Source organism: Pseudomonas sp. P4_C3, from assembly GCF_056402075.1.
In genome coordinates this window covers 1-23,281 of record NZ_JBFUIC010000070.1, presented here as the reverse complement: position 1 = coordinate 23,281, position 23,281 = coordinate 1, and the positions used below count along the sequence as shown (strand labels likewise).

13 protein-coding genes and 1 pseudogene are annotated in these 23,281 nt (G+C 61.5%); all 14 read right to left on the bottom strand.

Going from position 1 to position 23,281, the window contains the following annotated elements; translation table 11 throughout:
• Nucleotides 1-6,590 (bottom strand): glucoamylase family protein (locus tag AC1DVH_RS14085; RefSeq protein WP_477754312.1); only part of this gene is annotated, 6,590 nt, incomplete at its 3' end.
• A 310-nt stretch (nt 6,591-6,900) separates the two neighbouring features.
• A pseudogene (locus tag AC1DVH_RS14080) lies at nt 6,901-7,038 on the bottom strand (tyrosine-type recombinase/integrase); the annotation flags it as partial.
• Entirely contained in the window at nt 7,039-7,380 is a 342-nt protein-coding gene (locus AC1DVH_RS14075; protein ID WP_477754311.1) for a hypothetical protein, read from the bottom strand.
• A 160-nt stretch (nt 7,381-7,540) separates the two neighbouring features.
• Complete coding sequence (locus AC1DVH_RS14070; RefSeq protein ID WP_477754310.1) at nt 7,541-7,777, bottom strand: hypothetical protein; 237 nt, start codon at nt 7,775-7,777, stop codon at nt 7,541-7,543.
• Nucleotides 7,749-7,976 carry a hypothetical protein gene (locus AC1DVH_RS14065; protein ID WP_477754309.1) on the bottom strand — a complete coding sequence of 76 codons (228 nt, stop codon included), beginning with the start codon at nt 7,974-7,976 and terminating at the stop codon, nt 7,749-7,751. The genes AC1DVH_RS14070 and AC1DVH_RS14065 overlap by 29 nt, the downstream gene beginning before the upstream one ends.
• 769 nt (nt 7,977-8,745) lie before the next feature.
• Nucleotides 8,746-9,897: an alginate O-acetyltransferase AlgX-related protein gene (locus tag AC1DVH_RS14060; RefSeq protein WP_477754308.1), complete on the bottom strand. Its 1,152-nt coding sequence runs from the start codon at nt 9,895-9,897 to the stop codon at nt 8,746-8,748.
• On the bottom strand, nt 9,897-11,306 hold the full coding sequence (locus AC1DVH_RS14055; RefSeq protein WP_477754307.1) for an MBOAT family O-acyltransferase: 1,410 nt from the start codon (nt 11,304-11,306) through the stop codon (nt 9,897-9,899). The genes AC1DVH_RS14060 and AC1DVH_RS14055 overlap by 1 nt, the downstream gene beginning before the upstream one ends.
• Before the next feature lie 18 nt (nt 11,307-11,324).
• Complete coding sequence (locus tag AC1DVH_RS14050) at nt 11,325-11,999, bottom strand: alginate O-acetyltransferase AlgF (RefSeq protein ID WP_477754306.1); 675 nt, start codon at nt 11,997-11,999, stop codon at nt 11,325-11,327.
• Nucleotides 11,996-12,664 carry an SGNH/GDSL hydrolase family protein gene (locus tag AC1DVH_RS14045; RefSeq protein WP_477754305.1) on the bottom strand — a complete coding sequence of 223 codons (669 nt, stop codon included), beginning with the start codon at nt 12,662-12,664 and terminating at the stop codon, nt 11,996-11,998. Before AC1DVH_RS14045 ends, AC1DVH_RS14050 begins: the two co-directional genes overlap by 4 nt.
• 17 nt (nt 12,665-12,681) lie before the next feature.
• Nucleotides 12,682-16,533 carry a cellulose biosynthesis protein BcsC gene (locus AC1DVH_RS14040; RefSeq protein ID WP_477754304.1) on the bottom strand — a complete coding sequence of 1,284 codons (3,852 nt, stop codon included), beginning with the start codon at nt 16,531-16,533 and terminating at the stop codon, nt 12,682-12,684.
• A complete protein-coding gene (bcsZ, locus tag AC1DVH_RS14035) occupies nt 16,509-17,735 on the bottom strand; it encodes a cellulose synthase complex periplasmic endoglucanase BcsZ (RefSeq protein WP_477754303.1) in 1,227 nt (408 codons plus the stop codon). Before bcsZ ends, AC1DVH_RS14040 begins: the two co-directional genes overlap by 25 nt.
• A 22-nt stretch (nt 17,736-17,757) precedes the next feature.
• The gene (gene bcsB, locus AC1DVH_RS14030) at nt 17,758-20,061 is read right to left on the bottom strand and encodes a cellulose biosynthesis cyclic di-GMP-binding regulatory protein BcsB (protein WP_477754302.1); all 2,304 of its coding nucleotides are present in this window, start codon (nt 20,059-20,061) and stop codon (nt 17,758-17,760) included.
• The gene (bcsA, locus tag AC1DVH_RS14025; RefSeq protein WP_477754301.1) at nt 20,058-22,289 is read right to left on the bottom strand and encodes a UDP-forming cellulose synthase catalytic subunit; all 2,232 of its coding nucleotides are present in this window, start codon (nt 22,287-22,289) and stop codon (nt 20,058-20,060) included. Before bcsA ends, bcsB begins: the two co-directional genes overlap by 4 nt.
• Nucleotides 22,286-23,281, bottom strand: a 996-nt coding sequence (bcsQ, locus tag AC1DVH_RS14020; protein WP_477754300.1) for a cellulose biosynthesis protein BcsQ, incomplete at its 5' end; no start/stop codon positions are given. The genes bcsA and bcsQ, both read right to left, overlap by 4 nt.

Here is a 23,281-nt window from a genome sequence, read left to right as displayed (position 1 = left end):
GTGTGGATACCGTCTTCATCGTGCTCGAAGACGCTGTAGCCGAAGCCGTGCCGAGTACGGTACTCACCGGTACCGGGACAAGGCTGTGGCGTCACCGACCAGAAATGCCCGGTTTCTTCATCGCGCACATAGATCGCCTCGCCGCTGGCGTCGGTGATCGGGTCGTTATGCCAGGGGCTCAGGCGAAATTCGTGAGYATTTTCCATCCAGGTGTAAGCGCCACCACTTTCGGACATCACCGTGCCGAAATGCGGGTTGGCCAACACGTTGGCCCATGGCGCCGGCGTCGGCCTGCCAGGCTGCAAGGTCATGACGTACTCGCTGCCATCGGCACTGAAGCCGCCATAGGCGTTGCCCAGGAGCAAACCTTCGATAGCGGACAGGGGAGCGGCCGCCGTTGCTTTTGCCTGGCGCTTGAGTGTGGGGACCAGCGCCGGGTACACCGGGCTGGCGTGACGCCGATGAACCTGCTCGGCAATGCCGCCGTTGCCTTCGCTCAGTACCAGGCGCGCCACCGACAGGATCAGCGTCCGGTCCTCGTTCGACAACTGCTGTGCCGGACGCACGAAAATGCCCCCGGGATGGTCGATCAACGAGGCTTCGCTGCCGGACGTCACCACACCCATGATCAGGTCCTGGAGTTGCTGGCGATAGCCGGCCTGGTCTTCGTTCCAGATGACCAGGTCCACCACCAGCCCCTTTTGCCGCCAGTAGGCATGGGCCTTGACCATCTGCTGCACCAGCTCGATGTTCTCGACGGTGGCGATCTGCAGCAGAACGATGGGCAGGTCGCCGGAGATCGCCTGGCCCCAGAGGCTCGATTGATTACGTCGATTGGCCATCAATACGCTGTTTTCCGCGCGCATCGAGGCATTGGCGTAGAGAATCGAAGCGGCCATCTGTTCAAACAGGCGGGCATCTTCCGGCGCTACATTGAGTTGGCGCAGCAACACCTGGCTGTGGGTCCAGGCCAGGTCGAAGACGCGATCGGCGAGGTGCCGGTCGCGGTATTTATTGATCAGGTACAGGCAACCCTCACGGCTGTCCGCGACGCCGGTCACCAGGTCGATGGTCGCCGTTTGCCCGGGTTCCAGGGCAATGCGGCAGCGGATCGCCACGATCGGGTCCAGCACCGAGCCGGCGGTGCCGGAAAGCTGCTGGACATGGCCATCGAGCGCCGCCGGTGCTGCAACGTCGCGCCCTCGGCCGATGAATCGCGCTCGATCKGTCTCGTAGGAAATGGCGTCGATGTCCACGCCATGGGCAGCCAGCAGATGGCACATCCAGGGCACGGCTTCCTCACTGGAGCGCCGCCTGCGGGTGCAGACGATGGCCTGCAGCGCCGGCAACAGTTCGGTCTGCACGAACAGGTTGCTGAAGGCCGGGTGCATGGCATCACTGATGGCCGGCGCCAGGACCACCTCGGCGTAGGTGGTGATCTCCACGCTACGCCGTACGCGGCCGCGGTTGGTGATATGCAGCCTGCGCAACTCGATATCGTCTTCGGGAGACACGACGATCTCGGTGTGCGTATCGAAATCGAGCTCGCGAACACGAAACTCGGCCCGGGCATCGCTGAAAATCGCTTCATGGCTTTCTGGCCGGTGCAGGGTCGGCTGGTGCGCCGAGGACCAGAACACGCCGCTGCTGACATCGCGCAGGTAGCAGAACATGCCCCAGTTGTCGCGGGTCGCGTCTTCATGCCAGCGGGTCACGGCGATGTCGTTGCAACGGCTGTAACCGCCGCCGGCACTGCTGAGCATGACGTGATAACGGCCGTTGGAGAGTAGCTGGACGGCGGGGCGCTTGCGCCCGGGATCGGCGAACACGCGAAGCCTGGTTTCCTGYATCCCTGCGTTGTCTCCCGTGGCAGGCGCCTGGGTCGCATGCAGGTAGGGCGCGGCGGTTTTCGGTACGCGTTCCTGCAGCAACAAGAGGGTGGCCTGGAAGGCCGGGATCGACTCGAAACGTCGCTGCATGGGTCGGTCCAGCAGCAGGCTGGTCAAGGCCAGCAGGCTCATGCCCTGATGGTGCGCCATGAACGAGCGCACGACCGCATAGCGCTGGCCGCGTGGCAGGCGTGCCTCGGTGTAGTCGACCGCTTCGTACAGGCCATAGCGACCGGCCGACCCCTGGGCAGCCAGGCGTTGCAGGTTGCGACAGGCCGCTTGCGGTTCGACCATCAGCGCCAGGGCGCTGGCGTACGGCGCAATCACGGTATCCTCGGCCAGCCCGCGCTTGAGGCCAAGGCCTGGCACACCGAACGCCCGATACTGATAATTGAAGTGGGCATCCAGGGTGTTGTAGCCCGACTCGGACACGCCCCACGGGATGCCCAACTGGTGGCCATGCTCGATCTGCAAGGCGACGGCCGCGCGGCATGTCTGCTCCAGCAGCGTGCCTTCATAGCTGGGCATGACCAGGTTGGGCATCAGGTACTCGAACATCGATCCGGACCAGGAAAGCAGTACCGGCACCCCGCGATTGTTGCTGAGCAAGCGTCCGAGGGTGAACCAGGCCTGTTGCGGCAGCTGGCCCTGGGCGATGACCACGAAATTGGTCAGGCGCACCTCTGAAGCGAGCAGGTCGTAATAGCCGTTGTCCAGCCGGCGTTCGTCGGCGTTGTAGCCTATCGAGAACAGGTCACGCTGGGCATCGTAAAGGAAGGTGAAGTCCATGCTCGCCAGTGACGCGGACAATTCGGCCAGGCGCTCCAGCTGGCTGATTCGTGCGCGGGCCAGATGTTGTACCGCCTGCACTTGCGCCTGATCGGTGGGCAGCCACAGCGCGCAATCGAGCTCGGCCATGTGTCGCAGGGTGAGTGCTGGCGACTTGGCCCGGGCGGGTGCCTGCGGCAGCTCGAAGCGCAGTCGTTCTGCCCGCAGATCCGCACACTGCGCCTGCAATGCCTGCAGCCAGTAGTGTGCTTCTTCAGCAGAGCTGGCCTGAGTGTCGATTGCCAAGGCCTGCGCCTGATCGAGTAACCGCAGGAGGTTGTCCGGGGTGTCGTGGACAATCGCCGACTCCACCTTCGCGCGCAGTTCAAGCACGGCAACGTCATCGAGGTCCGCGTCCTGTAACGCCTGCTGCAGTACATTGAGGGTGTCGCCCAAACCGCCAAGGCTGCGTCGGTCGAACAGGGGCGTGTCGACCAACCCCAGCAGCCCCGGCCGCAGGGTGAGCAACAGGCCCGCCAGGTTGCCGCTGTCCACGGTGGACACATACCGAGGCGCCAGCGGCTGCAGTGTCTGGGTGTCGTACCAGTTGTAGAAGTGCCCATGGTGTCGCTCAAGGCCGGCCATGCACTCAAGGGTTGCTGTTATGCGTTCAAGCAAGCGCCCGGTACTCAGATAACCGAAATCGTGGGCCGCCAGGTGAGAGAGCAAGGCCATGCCCATGTTGGTCGGTGAGGTGCGATGGGCAATGGTCGGCTTGGGTATTTCCTGGACGTTGTCCGGCGGCAACCAGTTGTCCTCAGGGCCCACATAGCGATCGAAGAACGCCCAGGTCTGGCGTGACAGCATGCGCAGGAATCGCAGGTCTTGCGCTGACGGACTGAACCCCGTCGGTGTTGTCGGCAGGCTGATCCACCAGGCAATCGCCGGGCTCGCCAGCCACACCAGCAGCAAGGGCGCCGCCAGTGCGAGTACATAGAGAGAGGGGAGCAGGGCCGCGAATAGCAGCAGCGCCAGCGCAGGGGCAATCCACATGCTTTTATACATGCCGGACAGATCGTTGCCACTGGAGCGCTCCACCTCACGAGAAGGTTGCCATTGCAGCAGGCGGCGTTTGCTGACCAGCATGCGCCACAGTGAGCGGCCAATCGCATCGAAGCTCAACAACGCATCGGAGGGCAACCAGACAATCGACAACAGCGCTCGCATGAAATGCTGGCCCGAGGTCCGCAATGCCGCGCTCAGGTGTTGCCCCAATGGAATATCGGCAGCTTTCTGTACCAGCGCGAGTACCGACTGCAGTACCGGTTGGAGAAATACCAGGCCGAGCACTGCCAATGTCCAGGAGACGGCCTCGCTCGAACCCAACCAGCCCCATGCCAGCATGGCCAGGAAGGCGCCTGGCTCCAGGCTGCGGCGCAGATTGTCAAAAATCTTCCAGCGGGCAAGGTTGCTCAGAAGGTTGGGCGCGAATCCTCCCTGGGGTTTCGGTGCCCAAGGCAAGGCCCAGTACAGCACTTGCCAGTCTCCGCGAATCCAGCGGTGTCGGCGTTTGGCATCGGCGCTGTAGCGAGACGGGTATTCCTCATACAGTTGTACATCGCTGAGCAGCCCGCAGCGGGCGTAGCACCCTTCGATCAAGTCATGGCTGAGGATGCGGTTGTCGGGCAGGCAGCCTTCGAGTGCCTGTTCGAAGGCGTCGACGGCATAGATGCCCTTGCCGATGAAGGAACCGTTGTAGAACAGGTCTTGATAAACATCGGAGACGGCGCGGGTATAGGGGTCGATACCTGCATCGCTGCCAAACAGGCGGGCGTAGGTCGAGCGTGCCGTGCTGGGCAGGCTGATCCCCACGCGTGGCTGGAGGATGGCGTAACCGCTGACGATCTTGCCGCTCTGTTCATCGAATACCGGATGGTTCAGCGGGTGCATCATGGTACCGATGCACTGACGCGCGACATCCCGTGGCAGCAAGGTATCGGTGTCCAGGGTGATGACGAAGCGTACGGCACTCAGTGGCGCGACATCACCGACGATCAATGCAAAGCGCTGTTTTCCTTTACCAGGCAGTCCTTTGTCACGCAGCAATGCGTTGAGCTCGGCGAGTTTGCCACGCTTGCGCTCATGCCCCATCCATACCCGCTCGGTAGAGCTCCAGTGCCTGGGTCTGTGCAGCAGGAAGAACCGGTCGACCTGGCCATCGGCATATTTGTGGTTGAGCGCCTCGATCAGTTGGCGCGCCAGTGCGAGCAATTCGGCATCCTCGGGCATCACCTCGGCAGGGGCGTCCATGAAGTCACTGAGCAGCGCAAAATGCAGGTTGGCATCGCGATTGGCCAGGAATCGCACTTCCAGGCCTTCCGCCAGGGCCTCGATGTCGCCAGCGTTGGCAAACATCGTAGGCACCGCCACCAGCGTACGCGCCTCGGCCGGTATGCCCTTGCTGTAGTCCAGGCGGGGCAGTAGCGACGGGGCTACCGTGAGGGTTACCAGCCAGTTGACCAGCCCGATCGCCAGACGGCTGGTCATCAATAGCGCGGGCACGGCGAGCAGGACCAGGCACCAGGTTGGCGTGCCGCTGCGATAAGCACTGCTGAGAAATGGCCAGGCCAACAGCAGTGTCAGCAGCAGTGCAGGGTACAGGTAGAACTTCAACGGGGCGCTCTGGAGCAGGCGCTTCCATCGTTCGAGCAGCGGCACGCTGGCGTGCAGCGCCTGCTCCAGGCTGAGCAACCCGTCAGCCACCAGGTAATAGCCCACGTGCGAGGTTACACGGGCCGTGGGCTGTGTGGTGCTGGCCAGTTCGATGGCGGCTTGTGCCACCTTGGTTTCAGACTGCACACAATGCCGGGCGAGGCGTTCGACCACATGGCGGTAACGATCGCGGGTAGCAAAATCCATGTTCGCGTAGACATCCGCCGGGTCCGTGCACAATACCTGTTCGACATGACTGAGCAGCTCGACGAACTCGCGCCAGTCGGTCGCCGCCAGCAACCGCAGGCTGGCGATGCTGTTGCTGATGGACACCTGGTCACCGGATTGCTGCTGGGCATCCATCTGCACCAGGCGTTCGACGGTAAGGCCGGACTCACCGAGCGTTTGTTCTATCCACGCCATGGGCAATATCAGCGCGGCGCTTTGCCCATGCAGGCGGCGCGCCAGCTCTGCAACGAATGAAGGCGTCATCGGCGGTGCCGACCGCGCCATGTCGGCAACGGTCAATACCACGCTCTTGGCGTCGCGCTCGGCCATTTCGATCAATCGATCGGCCCAGTCATCGGCAAGGTTACGGTCATCCCGGTTGGCCATTACCCGGGACGCCACGCGCCGTAGGTTCTCGATCAGCGCCAGGCGCAGCATGATCGGGATTGCCCATAGCTCGCCTAGGGCCAGCGGCGTGATGGTCTGATAAGAGGCGATGAAACAATCCAGGCTTGGCGCGTCGACCCGGCCATCGCCATGAGCGATGGTTTCCAGGGCGATGTCGTAGACCCGCGGCAGGCCTGCCGAAGGACCTTCGGCCAGGCGTGGCAACTCGCGACTGTAGCCGTCGGGCAGGTGGGTCCTGGCGGTACGGATGTTTTCTTCGATGAGGTAGAAGTTGTCCAGCAGCCATTCCGCCGCAGGGGTGGCGCGCCGGCTGGACAGTTGTACGGTCTTGAGCGCTGCGCAACTACGTTCCAGAAGCAGTTGGTTGTCAGTCAGGCGGCCCAGCAAGGCGTCCTTTCTTGAAAGACGCCCGAGCACATGTTGGCGTGCCAGTACGATACCGTGGTCTGCCATCTGCTGCGCATTGAACAGGTCGGAACGCAGGATGGGCTCGTACTCGAACTTGTGCCGCGCTGCACTCCACCTGAGCCAGATGGCCGGTGAGCGCCAAAGGCTGGACAGCGTGCGAGTCAGGATATTTTGCATGAAATCCTTCGTACGACCCGCGCAGGGCAGGTCGCATGTGGAATGAAGGCGGTTCTACGCCAGGCTAGGTGTGCGGGCGTTGCGCCGCCGGGCGCAGCATTCCGCCGATGAGTGTGGGTTATTCATCGGGGCGAAGTCTGTTCGCTAGCGAACATAGACAATGCCAGCCGCGGGGGCTGGGTGATTAGCGAACGATCCAGGCGGCCGCTTTTGGTCCAGGCTGTGTGAAAACGCATGCGCCGTATTGAGGTCTGCATTGTTACGTAAAATCTGCCAGTGTTTGGTTAATCAGCGATTGAAAGTTTGCGTAGAAACGCGAGGTCCCAAGCTCCGGTAGCGAGATCTTCCAGTCCCATCTCGGCTTGCAGACTTCCTGCTCCCGCGTGCCRGTGTTCACCTTGAACAGCGCCATCGTTTGCAAGTTAGCCGGCAACTCTCCGAAAAGGATCTATGCCTGAATTCCTATCTCACCCTGTGCAGCTTGTAACGCTCGCTCCTCGGTCAGCGGCATGAAAATCGGCTGTGTATTGCTGGCGTGCTGGTAAAGAAAGTAGTGCCCGGAATCGTCTAACAATATCCGGTACAGTTCTGACGGCCGAAAGTTGTTGCCGATAAAAATACTTTCCTTGAGGATCTCGAAAGACTTGATCCCATGCTGTCGCATTGTGGTTTCAAAGGCTTGGTAAAGACCTTCTCGGCGGCGTCGATTGTTTTGAGCATTAAGCTTGAAAAAAAGCACCATCAGCACCGCATAACTGATAAGGAGAATCACAAGGGCGCTAGTGCGCATGCGTGGAGCTCCATGTCCGCTCAATCGTTGTGCATTTCAGTGTAGGCGCGCTCCTGGTGTTCTTCGTCGAATGGCAAGTGTCGCGACACGTTTCGCGTATCAGCAAATTGTGTCGCGACATTGGAGTCAGCATGGCGAACATGAATGCGGCACAGATAAATCAAGGTTTTGAGTACTCAAGATAGAGTTTCTCAAGCGCTTCCTGGTACTTATCTCCGGATAGTGTTTCTTTCAATATCGCCACGGCTTCGAGAGCCTTGACTGCGGCCATGGCTTCGTTTTCTCCCCGGTAGCTGGCGCGAAGCCTGGCTGCTGCGTACACAGCTTCTTCAGTCGTTGGCATTGCTTTGCCCTCGAAGGATTCGGATTCACTGATCAGCACCGCAGCGTGGTTCATGGAGGAACACGCGCCCGACTTGATCCAGCGCATGCTCAATGAAATTAACAACAGCCAATCGCCAAAGCTGCTCTTCTACAGGCGTTGCGATCTTCATACAAGCGCCAGAGTTTTGATGCAAATACCGATCAACCACAGCATTCGCCGATACCAAGAGGATGATTTGCTTTTTTTTACCGGGCTCGTCAGAGCGCTCCAAGTGTCAACTCCATCGCCATTGCAGCGGACAACGCCAGCATAATCAGCAGCGCGATAAACATTAGGCACAACTGAGCGACCTGCTTATAAAGGGTTATCGGCCTTTTCGTGATACGAGCAATTGATTTATTAGAGGATGCCATCACCAGTTCTCACTTTTCCGCGGAACATTAATAGCTCCAGAAGGTGTACATCAGGATCACCTGCAGGATGAACAGCGCGCCGATCAGGGCGAACATAAACGGCCCGCGCGGCCTTGGGGKCGGCCRGCGGGTTGGTAAACGCMGAGGGGKCYRTCGGTGGTGGCRGGCCGAAATCATCCAGCGGCACGGCGTTGGCGGTGGTCAGGGTAAGGAGCATCGCACAGGGCGGGCTTGACCTGAGCAGCAAGGTGATGGAGCTGCATGGCGATGTCGCGCGTTTCATTTTTCACCCCTCGCCTCATGCCGAATCTGGCTAGCCCCGCCGTCTCCATGATGTCCGGGACGACAGCTGTTGCGGGTACCAGGGGGGGCTGCAACTAATGAGCCATTTCAATAGGGCGAAGAAAAAGCTCAAATTAATTAACGGGCTGTTTTTGAGTGTTCCAAGCGAGAGAAAGGGTGAGGGGGGRATATTCCTCAAATYAGGTGGTAAMCGCCCGGTTGGGTGGGTGTAATGCCCCAYTTATGGCGATGGTAGCGGCCCTGTTTCACCGACCGCTTTTGGTAGGGGCTGCGAGCTCATCGCGGTTGTGGCTGTCAATGCGATAAGGCGTGCCGGCAATAGGCTTACCGCAGCGAGCGATAGGCAATGGGGTCGATGTAAGCCGACTGCAGGTCCCGCTCCGGGATCTCCCAGATGATTTGCTTTGGCGGCGTTTCTTTGGAGGCCGGGTTGTTGAGGTAGCTGTTGGCAGCACCAGAGAACGCTCCGCCGTCTTTGGCGAAGTTACCTACGGGGGCGCCCAGTGCCTGCTGCACAAACCCTGCGAAGTTGGAGTTGCGTGAGAATGAAGTGCCGATGAGCACGGTATTGGGGAGGTCGGCATCGCCAAAGAGGTCTGCCTCGGTGTCAGGGCTGGCGGCTGACGCAACGGGAAGTTCGTGGGTGCTGGTCTGGGCGATCATTTCGGGTGCGGGTTGCCATTTGAGCGGCAGCCAGTCGATGCCCGCCAGATGGACCAGGTCGCCAGGCCGCACCGCGAGCGAGGCATGACTTTCGTTGAACGACCTGCGTGGCGTTGCGCTGATGCCCAGGGTCTTCAGGCGCTGCGCGATGGCCTCGGCCGCTGCCTTCGCGCCAGATTCGCTCCAGTGCGTATCGGTGCGCAACCAGGCACTGGCCCCCAGTGGCGTCAGCGCACCGGTGAGGTCCAGATTCGACACGCCACCCACATCCAGCTTCGAGGTCCATGCCTGGATGCGCCCTTCGAGAGCGRCCGGGCGGTGCAGTGCGCAACGCTGCCCGGCAGCGATGCGGCTCTTGTCTGGAACGATGACCACCAGCAGGCTGATGTCACGTTGGGAGAGCTGCTGCTTCAGATCAATCACTGCCTGGACTTTGGCATCGGCATTGCGCTGTGCTTGATGATTGACCTTGAGCTCATCGGCCAAAAACAACCAGTCAGGACAACCCGAGCGAACCCTCGGCCCGGTGTCATTGAGGAGCAGCCAACTGGCACCGCGCTCCAGCTCGGCGAAGGTCGTGGGGAGGTAAGCGTTCGACAGTTCCTTGGCAATCCGGTGAGTGATATCGCCGTCAAGAATCTGCGGGGCCAGTACCTTATCGGGTAGCAGCGAGATCTGCCCTGAAACGATCAGACGGCCAGTGGACAGCAGCCCGACGACCAGGAATATCAGCAGCGCCACGCCTGCCAACCGACTGTTGCGTGTCGCCAGATCAGGCTGAGTGGAGGGCGGGGTGTGCTTGGGGATCGTCATCAGAATTGGAAATACAGGAAGGGTACGGTTTCGCGACTGGCGATCAGTGCGAACGACAGCATGAAACCGGCGATGGGCCAAAGGGCGGCGGTGTAGAGCGAAAGGCCGCCCAGTTGTTTCTCACAGTAAGGGCGCAGCAGTGGTGCAACGACACCGAACACTCCCAGCAAACCCGCAAGGCCGTGTACCGGGCGCAGGGTCGTGGACAGTTCGTCACCGAGGGCGATGCCCTGCAGGCCGAACTGTCCGGCATACAGGCTCAGCGCGCTATGAAAGTCGGGGGCGCGGAACAGTGTCCAGGCCAGGCACACGAACAGCAGTGTCAGGCCATGGGAAAGCACCGGCGGCACCGGGGGCAGGGAAGAGCTGTTCCAGGCACGATTCACACACAACGCAATGCCATGGGCGCTGCCCCACAGCAGATAATTCCAGCTATCGCCACCGTGCCAGAGGCCGGCGATGGCCATGATCAGGAACAGGTTGCGGTAGGTTTTCCAGGTGCCGTTGCGATTGCCACCCAGCGGAATATACAGATAGTCACGTAACCAGCTGGACAGCGACAGGTGCCAGCGACGCCAGAAGTCCTGGATGCTGTTGGCCAGATACGGACGGTCGAAGTTCTCGGGAAAGTGAAAACCCAGCATCAGCCCCAGCCCGATGGCCATGGCACTGTAGCCGGCAAAGTCGAAGAACAGTTGCAGTGAATAGGCAAGGCAGCCAACCCAGGCGTCGGAGAAGCTGGGGTTCGGCACATTGAACGCCACATCGACTACCGGCGACAGGGTGTCGGCCACAAGGACCTTCATGCACATCCCGACCATGAACCTGCGTGTGCCCAGCGAGAAATTCTGCAGGTTGAAGTAACGTTGATTCAGCTCACGCCGAACCCAGTCATAGCGAATGATGGGGCCGGCGACCGAATGGYCGAACATCGAAATATAGGTGGCGTAGTTAATGAAGCTGCGTTCGACCGGCACGGTACGGCGATGCACATCCACCAGATAGGAAATCGCCTGCAAGACGATAAACGACAGCCCCGCCGGCATGATGACCCGCTGCCAGTCCGGGGGCATGGCGCCGTACCCGGTGATGGTATCGATCAAGGTGCCGGCAACGATGTTGGCGTACTTGTACCAGCACAGCACCGCCGTGTTGAGCACGATCAGCGTCGCGAGTAGCCGCACGCGACCCTTGCCTTCTTCCCGCAAGGCGTCAATCAGCAAGCCGCCGATCCACGCCGTGATCGTCAGCACCACATGCACCGCGAGGAACCGTGGGCTCAACCAGCCATAGAACAGCCAGCTGCCGATCAGTAACGTGACGTTGCGCCAGGCGGCTGGGCACACGGCATAGGCCGCCAGGAACAGCGGCAGGAACAACGTCAGAAACTCGAGCGAGGCAAAAACCATGGTGGTAGCGCGATCCGATCAGTGGGCCAGGACGTCAGTCGCGAGCAACAGGGAAGGACCATTTGCGCCAGGCAGCAGCACAACGCTGTAGCGCTCGCCAGCCTTGAGCTGGCCCAGGTCCAGCGGGGCACCGACGTTGGTTTGGGCGCAGACCAATTGCACCGACAGGCTGACCGGGTTGATCGCTCGGCGTTGTACGCTGCCGTCGGCCACCTCCTTGAACAGGTCGGCGTTCTTCCCCGCAGCGCGCAAGCCGGCCTGGGTGCACGCTGGATCGGCGCTGATAAACGCCAGCGAGGCTCTCAGGCTATTGAAGTCGTCGGGTTGCTCACGGATGACAACCTGGCGGATACCTTGAGCGCTGTCTGACAAGGCGATCACACTGGCGAATTCGCCGGCTGCCACCTGGATGTCCAGCGGCTGGCTTTTGCCGTTGCGTTCCAGGGTGCCCTTGATCGGCTGGTTGGCGGGCACGGGCAGGTAGTCGGACACGGCATTCGAGCCTTCCAGTTTGAGGCTTGCGCGCGAGCCTTCGGCCAGCAGCTGCAACGGTTGGTCGGCGGCGTTGATAAAGCGCAGGAAGGCCGAGTCCTGATCCGGGCCCGTCGGGTACAGGGCAATGTCGGCGGCCTGGACGTGCAGGCTCAGCATCAAGGGCGCGAACAGCGCCCAGCCACAGGCGGATCGGGTCATTTGCCGGCTCCTGTGCTGCTGACAGTGTCGGCGGGCAGTTTGGCCAACGCTCCACCAATCGCATTGCCCCAGGATTGATAACCGGCGACGGTGAAGTGCTGACCATCGGTGGTGATCCACTGCCCGGGTTTGGAGAACGTCAGCGAATCGATGTAGGTGCAAGGCGCCACGTTCGCGGCCAGAAACTGCGACATCAATTGGGTGCGGGGATCATTCTTCTGGTACATGCCACCGGCTTTGCCCCAGGCCGGGCCCACCCAGGCGCAGCGGGTTCCGGTGGCGGCAATGGCCTTGGCCAGGCCGGTGACGCTTTGCCATGCCCAGGCCTTCGGAAACACCGGTTTGTCATAGGACGCCATGGTGTCGCCGATGACCAGTACCACCAGGTCGGGCTTGTCGGCGGCGATCAGGTCCTGGATCGGTGTGGTGGTTGCCTCGCGCCCCTTGATCACGATCTTGTCGTTGCCTTTGCGCTCGGCGCCGCAGTCGACCTTCTTGCTGATCAACCAGTCACCGGCGCTGGCGCCGCAGGCACCGATGGAGTGGACCTGGGCGCCTTGGCGAGTCAGGTTGTCGTGCAGCGGCTCCAGCAAATGGTCCGCAAGGCTCATGTGGCTCTCCCCAAGGACAAGGAGAGTCAGGCCGGCAATGGCAGAAGTGGGCATCGAAAGCTCCAGAATGATCAGTTGGAATAAGGCGAGGCGTACGGGCTGACCGGCAGGCTCATGGGGCCGCTGATCTCCTCGAACTGGTAGCGCAAGGACAGGGCGCCGCTGAGTTGTTGGTAGTCGCGGGCGTTGTCCAGGCCCAGATTGGCGCCCAGCAGGAAGTTCGAAGCGACCTTGTATTCAGCCGCCGCGGCGACGCTGTAGCCGATCCCGGTTTTGTTTTGCCCTGCGTAACGCAGGCCCGAGGCCGCCTGCTGGGCTTTGTCGGTCGGGAAATAGTCGACGCTGTCCTGCTCGAAATGCTGCACGCCGACCGAGCCCTTGACTTGATACGTCAAGCGCCCGGTGCGTTGTGCCCAGGTCACCGGAATGCCCAGGGCGAAGAACGTCTGCGGGCTGAAATAGCCGCCGTGGCCGTAGGTGAAAAAGTCCTGGTTGTTGGCGTAGCTGATGCCGGTCATGCTCAGGCCGACGGTCAGTTTGCTGTCCGTTGCATTTTGCAGGTACCAGTACACACCGCTGCCCAGTTCACTGCGGCTGTTGGACTCGACATGGTTGCCCAATAACTGGTGCCAGGAGGCGTAGCCATAGGCGCCGACTTCGTTGTCGTCAAAGCTCAACTGACCACGCCCGCCGTTGGCGGTCACACCGCCCCAGGACTGCCCGCTGCGTTTGTCCGTGGTGCCGGCAAACGAGGTGAGGCTGTCAGTCACCGGACGCCGTGAAACGTTCACGCCGTAACGGACATTAGAGCTGTCGCTGATGGGGCGATCAACGCTGATGCCGCCCGTGGCGGTGGTGTATTTGAAGCCGAGCGGGGTGGTGCCGAGATCGGCCTTGAGCCCATCCGCGGGCCGTTGAACGGCGACGGAAAGGCCGACACCCTCGGCTTTCTGCGAACCGACGCTGCCGCTCTGCGCACCGTTGCCAAAACGCGACAGCGCCTCGCTGCTGGCACTGCCGGCGTTCAGCGAGACGGGCGTCACGCGCAGCGCAACGCGGCTCTCATCCAGCGGAATATTGATTTCCAGCGGTGTTTCAATGTCGGTGAGTTTGCTCAGTCCCGACTCACTGTTGTTGCTGCGAATGCTCACGCCCTGGGTGACGTAGGCACTGCGCTCCTGAAGGATTTTATTGAGCGCCAGTTGCGCGGGGCTGATGTCCTCGCTCACCAGTGCTGCGCGCGGCAGTTGCGACTCGAATGGATTGCTCGCCTGCTGTGGCCTTGGCGGGGCGTCGATGGCAAAAGGGGCGCTGCCCGGCATCTCCTGAGCCGGTGGCGGGATGGCTGCCAGCAAGGTGTCGCGACTGACTTCATTACGTGAACCCGACACCCCGGCAAAAGGGTTGGGCGCCACCGTCGAGCCGGCCAGTTGGCCGCCCTGGCTTCTGCGTTGCTCGCTCTGTTCGATGGCCACGGCTTTGCGCAGCAGATCGGTCGCCGTGCCGGTCTTGCCCATGTTCTGGTAGAGACGTGCGGCCTCGGTCAGCGTTTGAGGGTTACCGGGTTCGGTCTTGAGCAGCTGTTGCAGCGCCTGTTCGGCAAAGGCCGTGTCATGTGCCAGCACCGCCGCGTCGGCGGCGCCCAGCAGCAGTTGCGGGTCGTTTGGCTGGCGCTGTAACAGCGGTTTGTAGAGTTCGAGGGCTTTTGCCGTGTCGCCGTTGGCCGAGTACATCCGCGCCAGGGCCGCGACGGCAGCGCTGTCACCGGGACGTTGCGCCAGTGCGGGCGCCAGCGTGTCATAGGCGTTGGCCAGATCGCCGCGTTCACGCAGCTGGTCAGCCTGGCGGATGCGATAGAGATAGAGCAGGTCGTCGAATCGCTTGCGAGCTGGCGCGTTCAGGGGCTTGTTCTGAAGGTCGCGCAGAATCTGGTTGACCTGCGTGTCTTCTCCGGTTTTAAGCAGGACAGCGGTGTATTGCAGGATGAAGTCCGCCGAGGGCGCTGTAGTCTGTTGCAACCGGCCGCGCATGAGGGCCAGCGCACGGCTCGGCTCGCCGATGTCGACATAGGCCGAGGCCAGGCTCGCCGTGCGGTCTGGACTGTTGTTGGCCATCGGCTGAATACGCTCGAGCAAGGTCAGGGCTTCCTGGCGTTGTCCGCGCTTGCCCAACTCGATCGCCTGGCTGAGTTGCAGGTTGAGGCTGACGTCAGCGGCCAGCGCTTGCATGTCCGGGGTGCGCTGGTCGGGGCGCAAGCGTGCCAAGGTTGTCTGGGCGGCTTTCCACTCACCCATCTGGACCGACAGCAAGGCGCTGACGTAAAGAGCATCGGCATTGTCGGGATGGGCCTGGAGCATGGCGTTGATCAGGTCCCGAGCCTTCTGGGGTTCGCCCATCGCCAGGTTCAGGCGGGCCAGGGCGAAACGCGTCCAGATGTTGTCCGGCTCAACGCGCAGCGCGTCTTGCAAGGCATTGCGCGCAGCGGGCAGGTCGTTGCGTTGTTCGGCGAGGGCGGCCAGTTGCGTCGCACGCAAGGCTTGCAGGCGTGCGGACTGGCCGATCTTTGCCTGGCCGGTGGCCGGCAGGCTGTTGATCAGTTGCAGGGCTTCATCGTTCTTGCCGCTCTTGAGCAGCACGTTGACCAGCCCTTCCTGTGCTTGAGGGTCGTCACGGCGCAGGCTCAGTACCTGGCGATAGTTGCCCTGAGCGTCATCGAACTGGCCCGCGCTGGCCTGAATGTCCGCCAGGGCGAGGCGAGCGTCCACCCCGTTTGGATTGAGCCGCAGCGCCTGGTTGACCAAGTCCTGTGCCTGGGCTGTCTGACCTTTGGCCTGGGCGTCGCGGGCCTGCTGCAACGCCGACCAGTAGCGCACGTCGTTCAGCGCAACTTGCCAGTGGCTGCCGTCCTGTTGTCGCGAGGCCTGACCCAGGAGCTTCTCCGCTTCGGCCAGTCGGTGTTGCTGCTGGCGAACAACCCCAAGACCACCCAGCGCGTCGGCATCGTCGGGCCGGGTTTTCAAGCGCGCTTGAAAAGCCTGTTCGGCGGTGGCCTGATCGCCTTCTTTGAGCGCCTTCAGACCGCGCGCAACTTCGGCGGGCGGTTGCCATTCCTTGCTGGCTGTCGTCGCTGCCTGTTGCTTGCCCTTGTTCATCTGTGCCCGGATTTCCACGTCATCCGGATGCGTCTTGAGGTACGCCTCGAACAACGGCACTTGTGCCGGATTGGGCGGACCGATCCAGGTCAGCGCCAGGCGCCAGCTTTCGTCGGCATCACCGGCAATGTCGGTACGCTGGGTCAGCGCGGCCAGGGCGCGGATGCCCTCGGCACGGTTGTCTTCATGGCGCACCAGATGCTTGGCGTAAAACAGCGCGACGATAGAGTCGTTGGGCATTTCACGTTGCAGGCGCTGAAATCCGCTGCGTGCCTCAGCCCAGTCGGCCTGATTGAAGGCAAGGTTGTTGTAATACTCGCGGCCGATCGTGCCTTGAGGTGGACGGCCATCGAACAGCGAGCGAAACACGACGGTCGCCTTGTCGCGCTCACCAGCATCGACGAGGCGCCGAGCCTCTTCCAGGCGCTGCTGGTTCTGCGGTTGTGCCAGGGCGATGTCCTGTGCCAATTGCAGTGCCTGCCGAGGCAAAGGCTGGATGGCCAGCAAGCGGGCCAGGTATTGCTGAGCCTGTTGTGGCTTGTCCTGTTGCACGCCGATCAAGCCCAGGCCATACAGTGCGTCAACCTGGACCGGGTCCAGCAACAGGACTTTCAGCCAGACTTCCGCCGCGCGTTGAGGGTTTTTGTGCAACTGCCAGTACTGCCCTTGCTCGACGAGTAATGTCTGTGGCGTCGGACTTTGAGCGTGGGCAGCAGCGGCCGTCCATGCGCTCATGACGGCGATGGCTAGCGTGCGGTGGTGCGGGTGCATGCGGTCTCCCAGGAAAGTTTCAGCGTTCCGTCTTCCCGGAATCGATAATGTTTATCTGCCCAGCCGAGCGCGAACAGGCTGAGCATCAAGTCGTAGTAACGCGGCGGACCGGCGTCGGTATCAGGCCTGGACAGCGCCTCGTGCAAGGCAAGTTCCACGCGGTCTCGTTGCTGATCGGCCAACCTGGGTTGCCCCTTGGCCTGAAGGTAGGGAATCAGTGCAGCCCGGAATCCGTAAGGGCTCTGACCCTGGACACTGCCGTGCAGCACCTGGACCGTTTCCGGGGGGGAGCCCGTCGCGACAGTGCTGCGGGCCATTCCGTCCAGCCGCTTGAGCAGCAGCGCTGCCAGCGGTTCGGAGGTATCACTCATGCCCAGCCAGAGGTACACGCGAATGGCGTCGTAGCTGCCCGTGTCGCCGTTGATCGGGTCGCTCACGAAGACACCCGATTGTGCTGAAGTGCCTTGATAACCGACCCAGTCAGCGATGAAACCGTGGCGGCTGGATTGGGCAATCATCGTCGCGGTGTTATCGGCAATCGCTTGCCAGGGCCCGGAGGGTGCTTCCTTGGCCAGCCGCCGTAACAGTGGCAGTGGCAGGTAGCTGGGATTCAGGCGCCAGAGAGCGTCCGGCTGGACGAAACCCTGTGGTCCAGGCAATACCATCGGACCCAGCCCGGGCAAATTGACGACCAATTGCACTTCGATCGTCGCCATCAGGTGCAGGGCGTCCTGGTGATAGTCCGGCCGATGCCACAGGCGTGCGGCTTCGAGCAGGGCATAGGCGATCCACAGGTCGGCGTCGGCGGCAGAATTGGCGTCTTGCAGGCGCCACTGACCGTCCGTGCCTTGTCCCCATAACCAGCCCGGCAGGCGTGTGGCGGTGTCTGCGCCTGCGAGGTTGGCTGACGTCCAGCGCCAGAGTTTGTCAAAGCGTGGCTGATCGTTGCCGATCAGTGCGAAGAGCATGCCGTAGGATTGCCCTTCAGAGGTGCTGTGATTGTTCTCAAGGCTCGATTCCAGAACCCGGCCGTCGGCCTGGACGAAGCGTGTGGCATAGGTTTGCCACAGTGGCCAGGCCGGCGGCTCGCAGGATTGTGCGGGCGCTATCGTTGGCGCCAGCAGGGCGAGCGCAAGCACAGCGCTCAACCTGCGCGCGTTACCGCGCAGGCTCTGGCGAAGTGAAGTACCCCGGCTGCTCATGGACGTCACAGGCCTGCGCGGCTCATTGGCCAAGACGACGTTTGGCCCGTAGGCGCAGGGCCAGGTAGGCCATGCAAGCAAGCAGCAGGACCCCGAGGAGGGTGAACAGCATGAGCGCCATGACGTTCTGCGAGAGGTACCACTGCAGATAGCGCAACGGACCCAGGCGCCCGACGTAGTAATCCTGCTCGGCGACCAGCGAATCGACCTGCTTGCCCCTGACCACTACCAGACTGCCTTGCAATTGCCGGGCATTTTCTTCGCTGCTGAGCAGGGCACTGGTCACGTCGGCCAGGCCGCCGGGCCTTGTGCCGGCGATAAACACCACGCTGCGCCCACTCTTGAGCGGCGATTCGAATCCGGTCAGATAAGCACTGCCGTCCTCGGCGCTAAACCTGAAGCTGCTGCGCGCTTCACGCCGATTGGATTTCGTATCCGGGCTGATCCAGTTGCGCAGACGCAAGGGCAGGTCAGACAGTTCAAAGTACTGCGCAGCATCTTCGCCCTTGGCGGGCAGAAGGTGCTGCCATTGATCCAGCAGAGGTTGGTTGTTGCCCGAGGCGAGCACCAGCAAATCCCGGTCGCTTTGCTCGGCGAGCTGGTCGGCGTGGACCACCTTCACCCCGGTGGCCGGATAACCGGTGGAGTCGCCGAAGCGGCCCAGCAGGGTCAGATAGGCGCTCAGATCGGCCGGGCCCGGCTCGTTGGGCAGGATCACCGATGTTTCAGACAGGTCGGCCATGCGGGTGAACGGGAAGCCACTGTCCTTGAACACCCCGAGGTTGGGCATGGCCATGAAATGTTCGTATTGGCTGAGGTCCAGGGTCGAGTCCGGGTCGATCACGCCGCGCATGTTGTCGATGATGATGTCGCGGCATTCGCCCTGTTTGATGTAGTCATACATGAAACGAAATTGCAGGCGCGATTGCAGCGCGACTGAATTGAGCGGCAACAGCATGCGCGACGTGCGGGCCAGGCTGTCGTCGGTTTTGAGCATTGCCAGCAGGCTGTCGCTGTTGCCGAGTTTCTCGATCGAAGGCAGGTCGATCGACTTGATGAAGGTGTCGTTGAAACTGATCAGCAACGAAGAATTGGTGGAGACCGGTTGCGGCGTATAGCGGTACTTCAGGTCAAGTTGCGCACCGGGCTCACGCCAGTTGAACAGATCGGGTGGCAATCGCAGGGCAACGGTCATTTGTCCCGGGTTATAACCCGACACATTGAGTTCTGCGGGTTTCGCCAGTTCACCCAGGCGAACCGGACGATCGGAGGGCAGCCAGTTGGGCGCGTCGTACGGTTGGCGTGGCTTGAGCGAGTCGATCCGGTCGATCACTACGCTCTGCCCGGAAAAGGCCGAGCCGCCGAGGGCCAGCGCGGTCGCGGCGACTTTGAGATCGGCGCCATCGCGCCCGGAGACGATCAACAGTTTGCCCTGAGCATCATTCGGGTTGCTCATGAGGGTCAATGTCGGCCCCGTGGCCTCTTTGATCGGCAAACCACTCAAGGTCGTTGATTCGCTGCCGCTGACAAACACCACTGCGTTGCCTTTTGCCGGCAGGCTGGTGAGGCTGGCGGGGAAGGTTGCGCCGCGGTAGCTGGCCAGGGCGCCGAACCAGGAAGACAGGATGCCGGCGGCCTCAAGCTCCGGACCGCTTGGGTGCGCGGCGAACACGAAGGGCAGCTTCAGGGGCGAGGCGTCTCGACGATCGAACAAGGGCAGCGGCAGAGCGGACAGGTCGTTGGGCTGTTTAATCGAGGACACCTGGAGACTCAGTTGGCTCTCGTTGCCGATCCTGGCCCACAGGCTGGAGTGCAAAGGGTCTTCACATTGCATCGTGTAATGACCGATGAACTGCAGGCTGAGCCGGTTGAATTCGGTGATGGTCTGCGGCGGAATCTGCACGGTCCGGGTCTGCAATTTACCGGCCTCTTCCTTCGGGAGGGGCAGGCTGGCGGCCACTTGATCGTTGATCAGCACGTTGATTTGCGAAAGATCGGCCAGCAGCGCCGGTGAGTAGCTGTACTGCAGCGTGACCTGCGCAGCCGTGACGACTTCATCGGCGCGCACATCGAAATTCACGCTGTCGGTAGCCTCCACGCCTTTAAGGGTCATCGAATAGCTTTTGCCCAGCTCCTTGAGGGTGCGGGTATAGCTATTGCCCGGGGCATCGGTCCCGGGCAACGATGCGACCGGCATCACTGCCGGGTCTGTGGCGCTGATTTGGGCGGCAGCACTCAAGGCACAGCCGCTCCAGCCCACTAGCGAGCAGGCGATCAGCATGAGTGTGCGGCGAGGAAGAAAGGTCCGGCGAGTGGAAGGCTTCAAGATCGTTGCGTGTCCGCGGTGGAGTCGATAGGTGATGGAGCGACCGGGCGTTTGCGCAGCAGCGCGTGGCTGTCCTTCAGGGTTACAACGAACAAGCGCAGGATGGCGCGCAAGCCAATGCTGCTGACCTCGCGCAATGCCGACATGGGCGCGTCGAGGCGGCCGTTACCCCAGGTGTTGGCCCAGGTGTCGGCCCGTGAAAAGGTCAGTCGCACCAGTTCACTTTGCTGGCGCAGGGTCAAAGCCTCGAATTGCACGCCCGTCACGTTGTCGTTGTTGAAGATCGTTTTTGCGGGAAAGAGGCTTGAGGGCGGTGTGCGCAGAATGCACAGCCGCAGCTTCTCCTCGACGCTGAGCTGAACCTGCGGTGGCAGTACCAGACCCACGCCGTTTTGTGAGAAGTCCTGGGTTTTGCAATCGAACGAGGTGCCGTCTTCGCGATAGACGCGCACAGGCAGATCTGCGGGCACCCTGGGTTCGTTACGCACCTGAGAGGACTCAGTGGCCACCGCCACTGCGGTGCTGACGATAATGATGTTGTACACCGTCCAGGCCAGGTTGATCAGCAGGGTCGTGACCTGGGCCGGATCGCCCCCGATCAGTTTCACCACGCCGGTCACCAGACCGATCATGTTCAAGGTCAGCAGGACGATGTAAGGCCGCGCGAGCTTCCAGTCGAAATAGTCCTTTTCGATGGTGCCGCCTTTGTCGGTCACGTTGAACTTGCCCAGCGAAGGGCTGATCAGGGCCAACAGTACCGGTCGCATGATGTACCAGGCCAACACCGACTCATACACTTCGTTCCAGAAGGAGTGGCGGAAGCGCCCCTGAATGGCGGAGTTGGTCAGGCTGGAATGGAAAATATGCGGCAGCACATAGACCATGACCATCAACGCCGAGGCATGAAAAATCTGCGCGTCGAACATCAGGTAGGCCAAGGGCGCGGTCAAGAACACCAGGCGGGGCAGGCTGTAGAAAAAATGCATCATGGCGTTGAGGTAGCAGATGCGCTGCCCCAGGTTCAGTCCTTTGCCAAACAGTGGATTGTCGGTCCGAAAAATCTGCGCCATACCCCGAGCCCAGCGTGTGCGCTGACGGATGTGCCGGGAAAGGCTTTCCGTAGCGAGTCCTGCTGCTTGTGGAATGGCGAGGTAGGCGGTGTTGAAACCACGGCGATTGAGCTTGAGTGCCGTGTGCGCATCCTCCGTCACGGTTTCGGTGGCGATACCGCCGACTTCCAGCAAGTGAGTACGCCGGATGACCGCGCAGGAACCACAGAAAAACGTTGCGTTCCAGAGGTCGTTGCCGTCCTGCACCAGGCCGTAGAACAGCTCACCTTCATTGGGCACCGAGCGAAAGGTATCGAGGTTCTTTTCGAACGGATCGGGTGAATAGAAGAAGTGCGGCGTTTGCAGCAACGCCAGGTTCGGGTCCTTGATAAACCAGCCCATGGTGATCTGCAGGAAGGAGCGGGTGGGCACGTGGTCGGCGTCGAATATGGCGATGAACTCGCCATCGGTGACTTTGAGCGCCTCGTTGAGGTTGCCGGCCTTGGCATGTTGATTGTTGTCGCGGGTGATGTAGTTGACGCCGATTTGCTGGCAGAAAACCTTGAACTCGTCCCGACGTCCGTCGTCGAGCACGTGCACCCGCAGCTTGCCCTCGGGCCAGTCGATGGCCTGGGCCGCAAGCACCACCAGTTTGACGATGCCCAACGCTTCGTTGTAGGTGGGGATGAAGACATCTACCGTCGGCCATTCAGCGGGCGGTTGTTGCAGAAACTGCGGTGTGCGATGCAGCGGCCAGGCGGTCTGTACATAGCCGAAGACGAGGACGAGCAAGGCATACAGTTCGGCCAGCACCAATCCGTAGCCAAATACGGCATCCTGCCAGTTGTCGAAGCCCAGGGTGTCGGTCAGGCGCCAGTACATGTAGCGAAACGAAGCGATCAGCGAGAGGGTGACCAGGGTCAGGATCGCCAGACGCCCGGCTTGCTTGCGGATGATCAGGCTGGCGGCAAAACAGACGGCGGCAAACGCGGCCTGGGAATACAGGTTCAGCGGCGCAGTGAGGATACCCAGCACCAACAATGCAGCGATCAGCCCGGCCGAGATCTTCAGGCCTTGACGCCAACGCAGGGGCCAGCGACTGACGCTTGCCACGAAAGTATCCAGTAGTTCCTGCAACCACCACGTCTTTGCAGGTAGCTGATTGAGCCGGGCGGTCATGGCGTGCCCTGCTGGCTGCAAGCATCCGCAAAAAGCAGGGCATGGACCGCGTCTGACAGCGAATGAATGTCCTGACAGCCAATGCTCTCAGGTGCGTACTGCAACAGGTCCCGACCATAGGCCAGCGACTCGTTGAACTGGTGATCGAGACGAATCGTCCCGATCAGGTTAGCGCCGAGCCGCCGCCGAAACAGCACGCCCATGTCCCTGCTGAACGAACGCGAGTCATCCCGTTGGTTGAGTACATACCGGTGCCACTGCGCGCGTCGTCGGCTGGTTTCCAGCCACTGGGTCATGGTGTCCAGTGCCAGGTAGGAAGCCGCGTCGGCCACCGTCATCACCAGCACCAKATCGGCGGCATCGAGTGCCTGTTGCGAATAGACGGTCGCACCCGAAGGCGTGTCCAGGATCACGGTATCGTTTTCGCTGAGGTCCATTGACGCAAGGTGCTGATTCAACCAGTCAGAATCTTCAAGCATCAACTGCTTGAGCAATCGGCGATCGCTCACCTCGCCAGTGCCGAAGGGCAGGCACTCGCTGTCGCCAAAGCCCGGCAGGCGATGAGCGCCCCAGTCTGCGCCCTGCTCTTTGAGCTGGATCAGCCCGGGAACCTGCCTGGTGATACCCAAGTGGCAGGAAAGCGCGTTCTGAGGGTCCAGATCAATTGCGATGGTTCGCCCGCCAGGGCGCCGAAGTGTTTTTGCGAGGCCAGCGGCGACGGTGCTTTTACCCACCCCACCATTCGCCGAAACGATAGCAATGACCTTTGCCCTGGTCCGCTTGCGAGTCGTTTCTGACAGACCGTCTCGACGAACCTGGTTGAGTTCACGTAACAAGTCGCTCAATCGCTGACGGTCACCCGTAGCAGAACTCGCAGGTGGCTTGGTCAGGAGAGGGGATATTGGCGAAGTTAGCGAGAGGGCAGCATTCTGCACAGGCTCGACCGGCGCGCCAATCAATAAAGAAGGCTGTGGCTCGTCCAGTAGAAACAC

What these genes read in the sequence shown, in the direction of transcription:
- AC1DVH_RS14075 (WP_477754311.1), bottom strand. Translation starts at nt 7,380, where the DNA reads ATGCGCACTAGCGCCCTTGTGATTCTCCTTATCAGTTATGCGGTGCTG.
- AC1DVH_RS14070 (WP_477754310.1), bottom strand. Translation starts at nt 7,777, where the DNA reads ATGAACCACGCTGCGGTGCTGATCAGTGAATCCGAATCCTTCGAGGGC.
- AC1DVH_RS14050 (WP_477754306.1), bottom strand. Translation starts at nt 11,999, where the DNA reads ATGACCCGATCCGCCTGTGGCTGGGCGCTGTTCGCGCCCTTGATGCTG.
- AC1DVH_RS14045 (WP_477754305.1), bottom strand. Translation starts at nt 12,664, where the DNA reads ATGCCCACTTCTGCCATTGCCGGCCTGACTCTCCTTGTCCTTGGGGAG.
- AC1DVH_RS14040 (WP_477754304.1), bottom strand. Translation starts at nt 16,533, where the DNA reads ATGCACCCGCACCACCGCACGCTAGCCATCGCCGTCATGAGCGCATGG.
- bcsZ (WP_477754303.1), bottom strand. Translation starts at nt 17,735, where the DNA reads ATGAGCAGCCGGGGTACTTCACTTCGCCAGAGCCTGCGCGGTAACGCG.
- bcsA (WP_477754301.1), bottom strand. Translation starts at nt 22,289, where the DNA reads ATGACCGCCCGGCTCAATCAGCTACCTGCAAAGACGTGGTGGTTGCAG.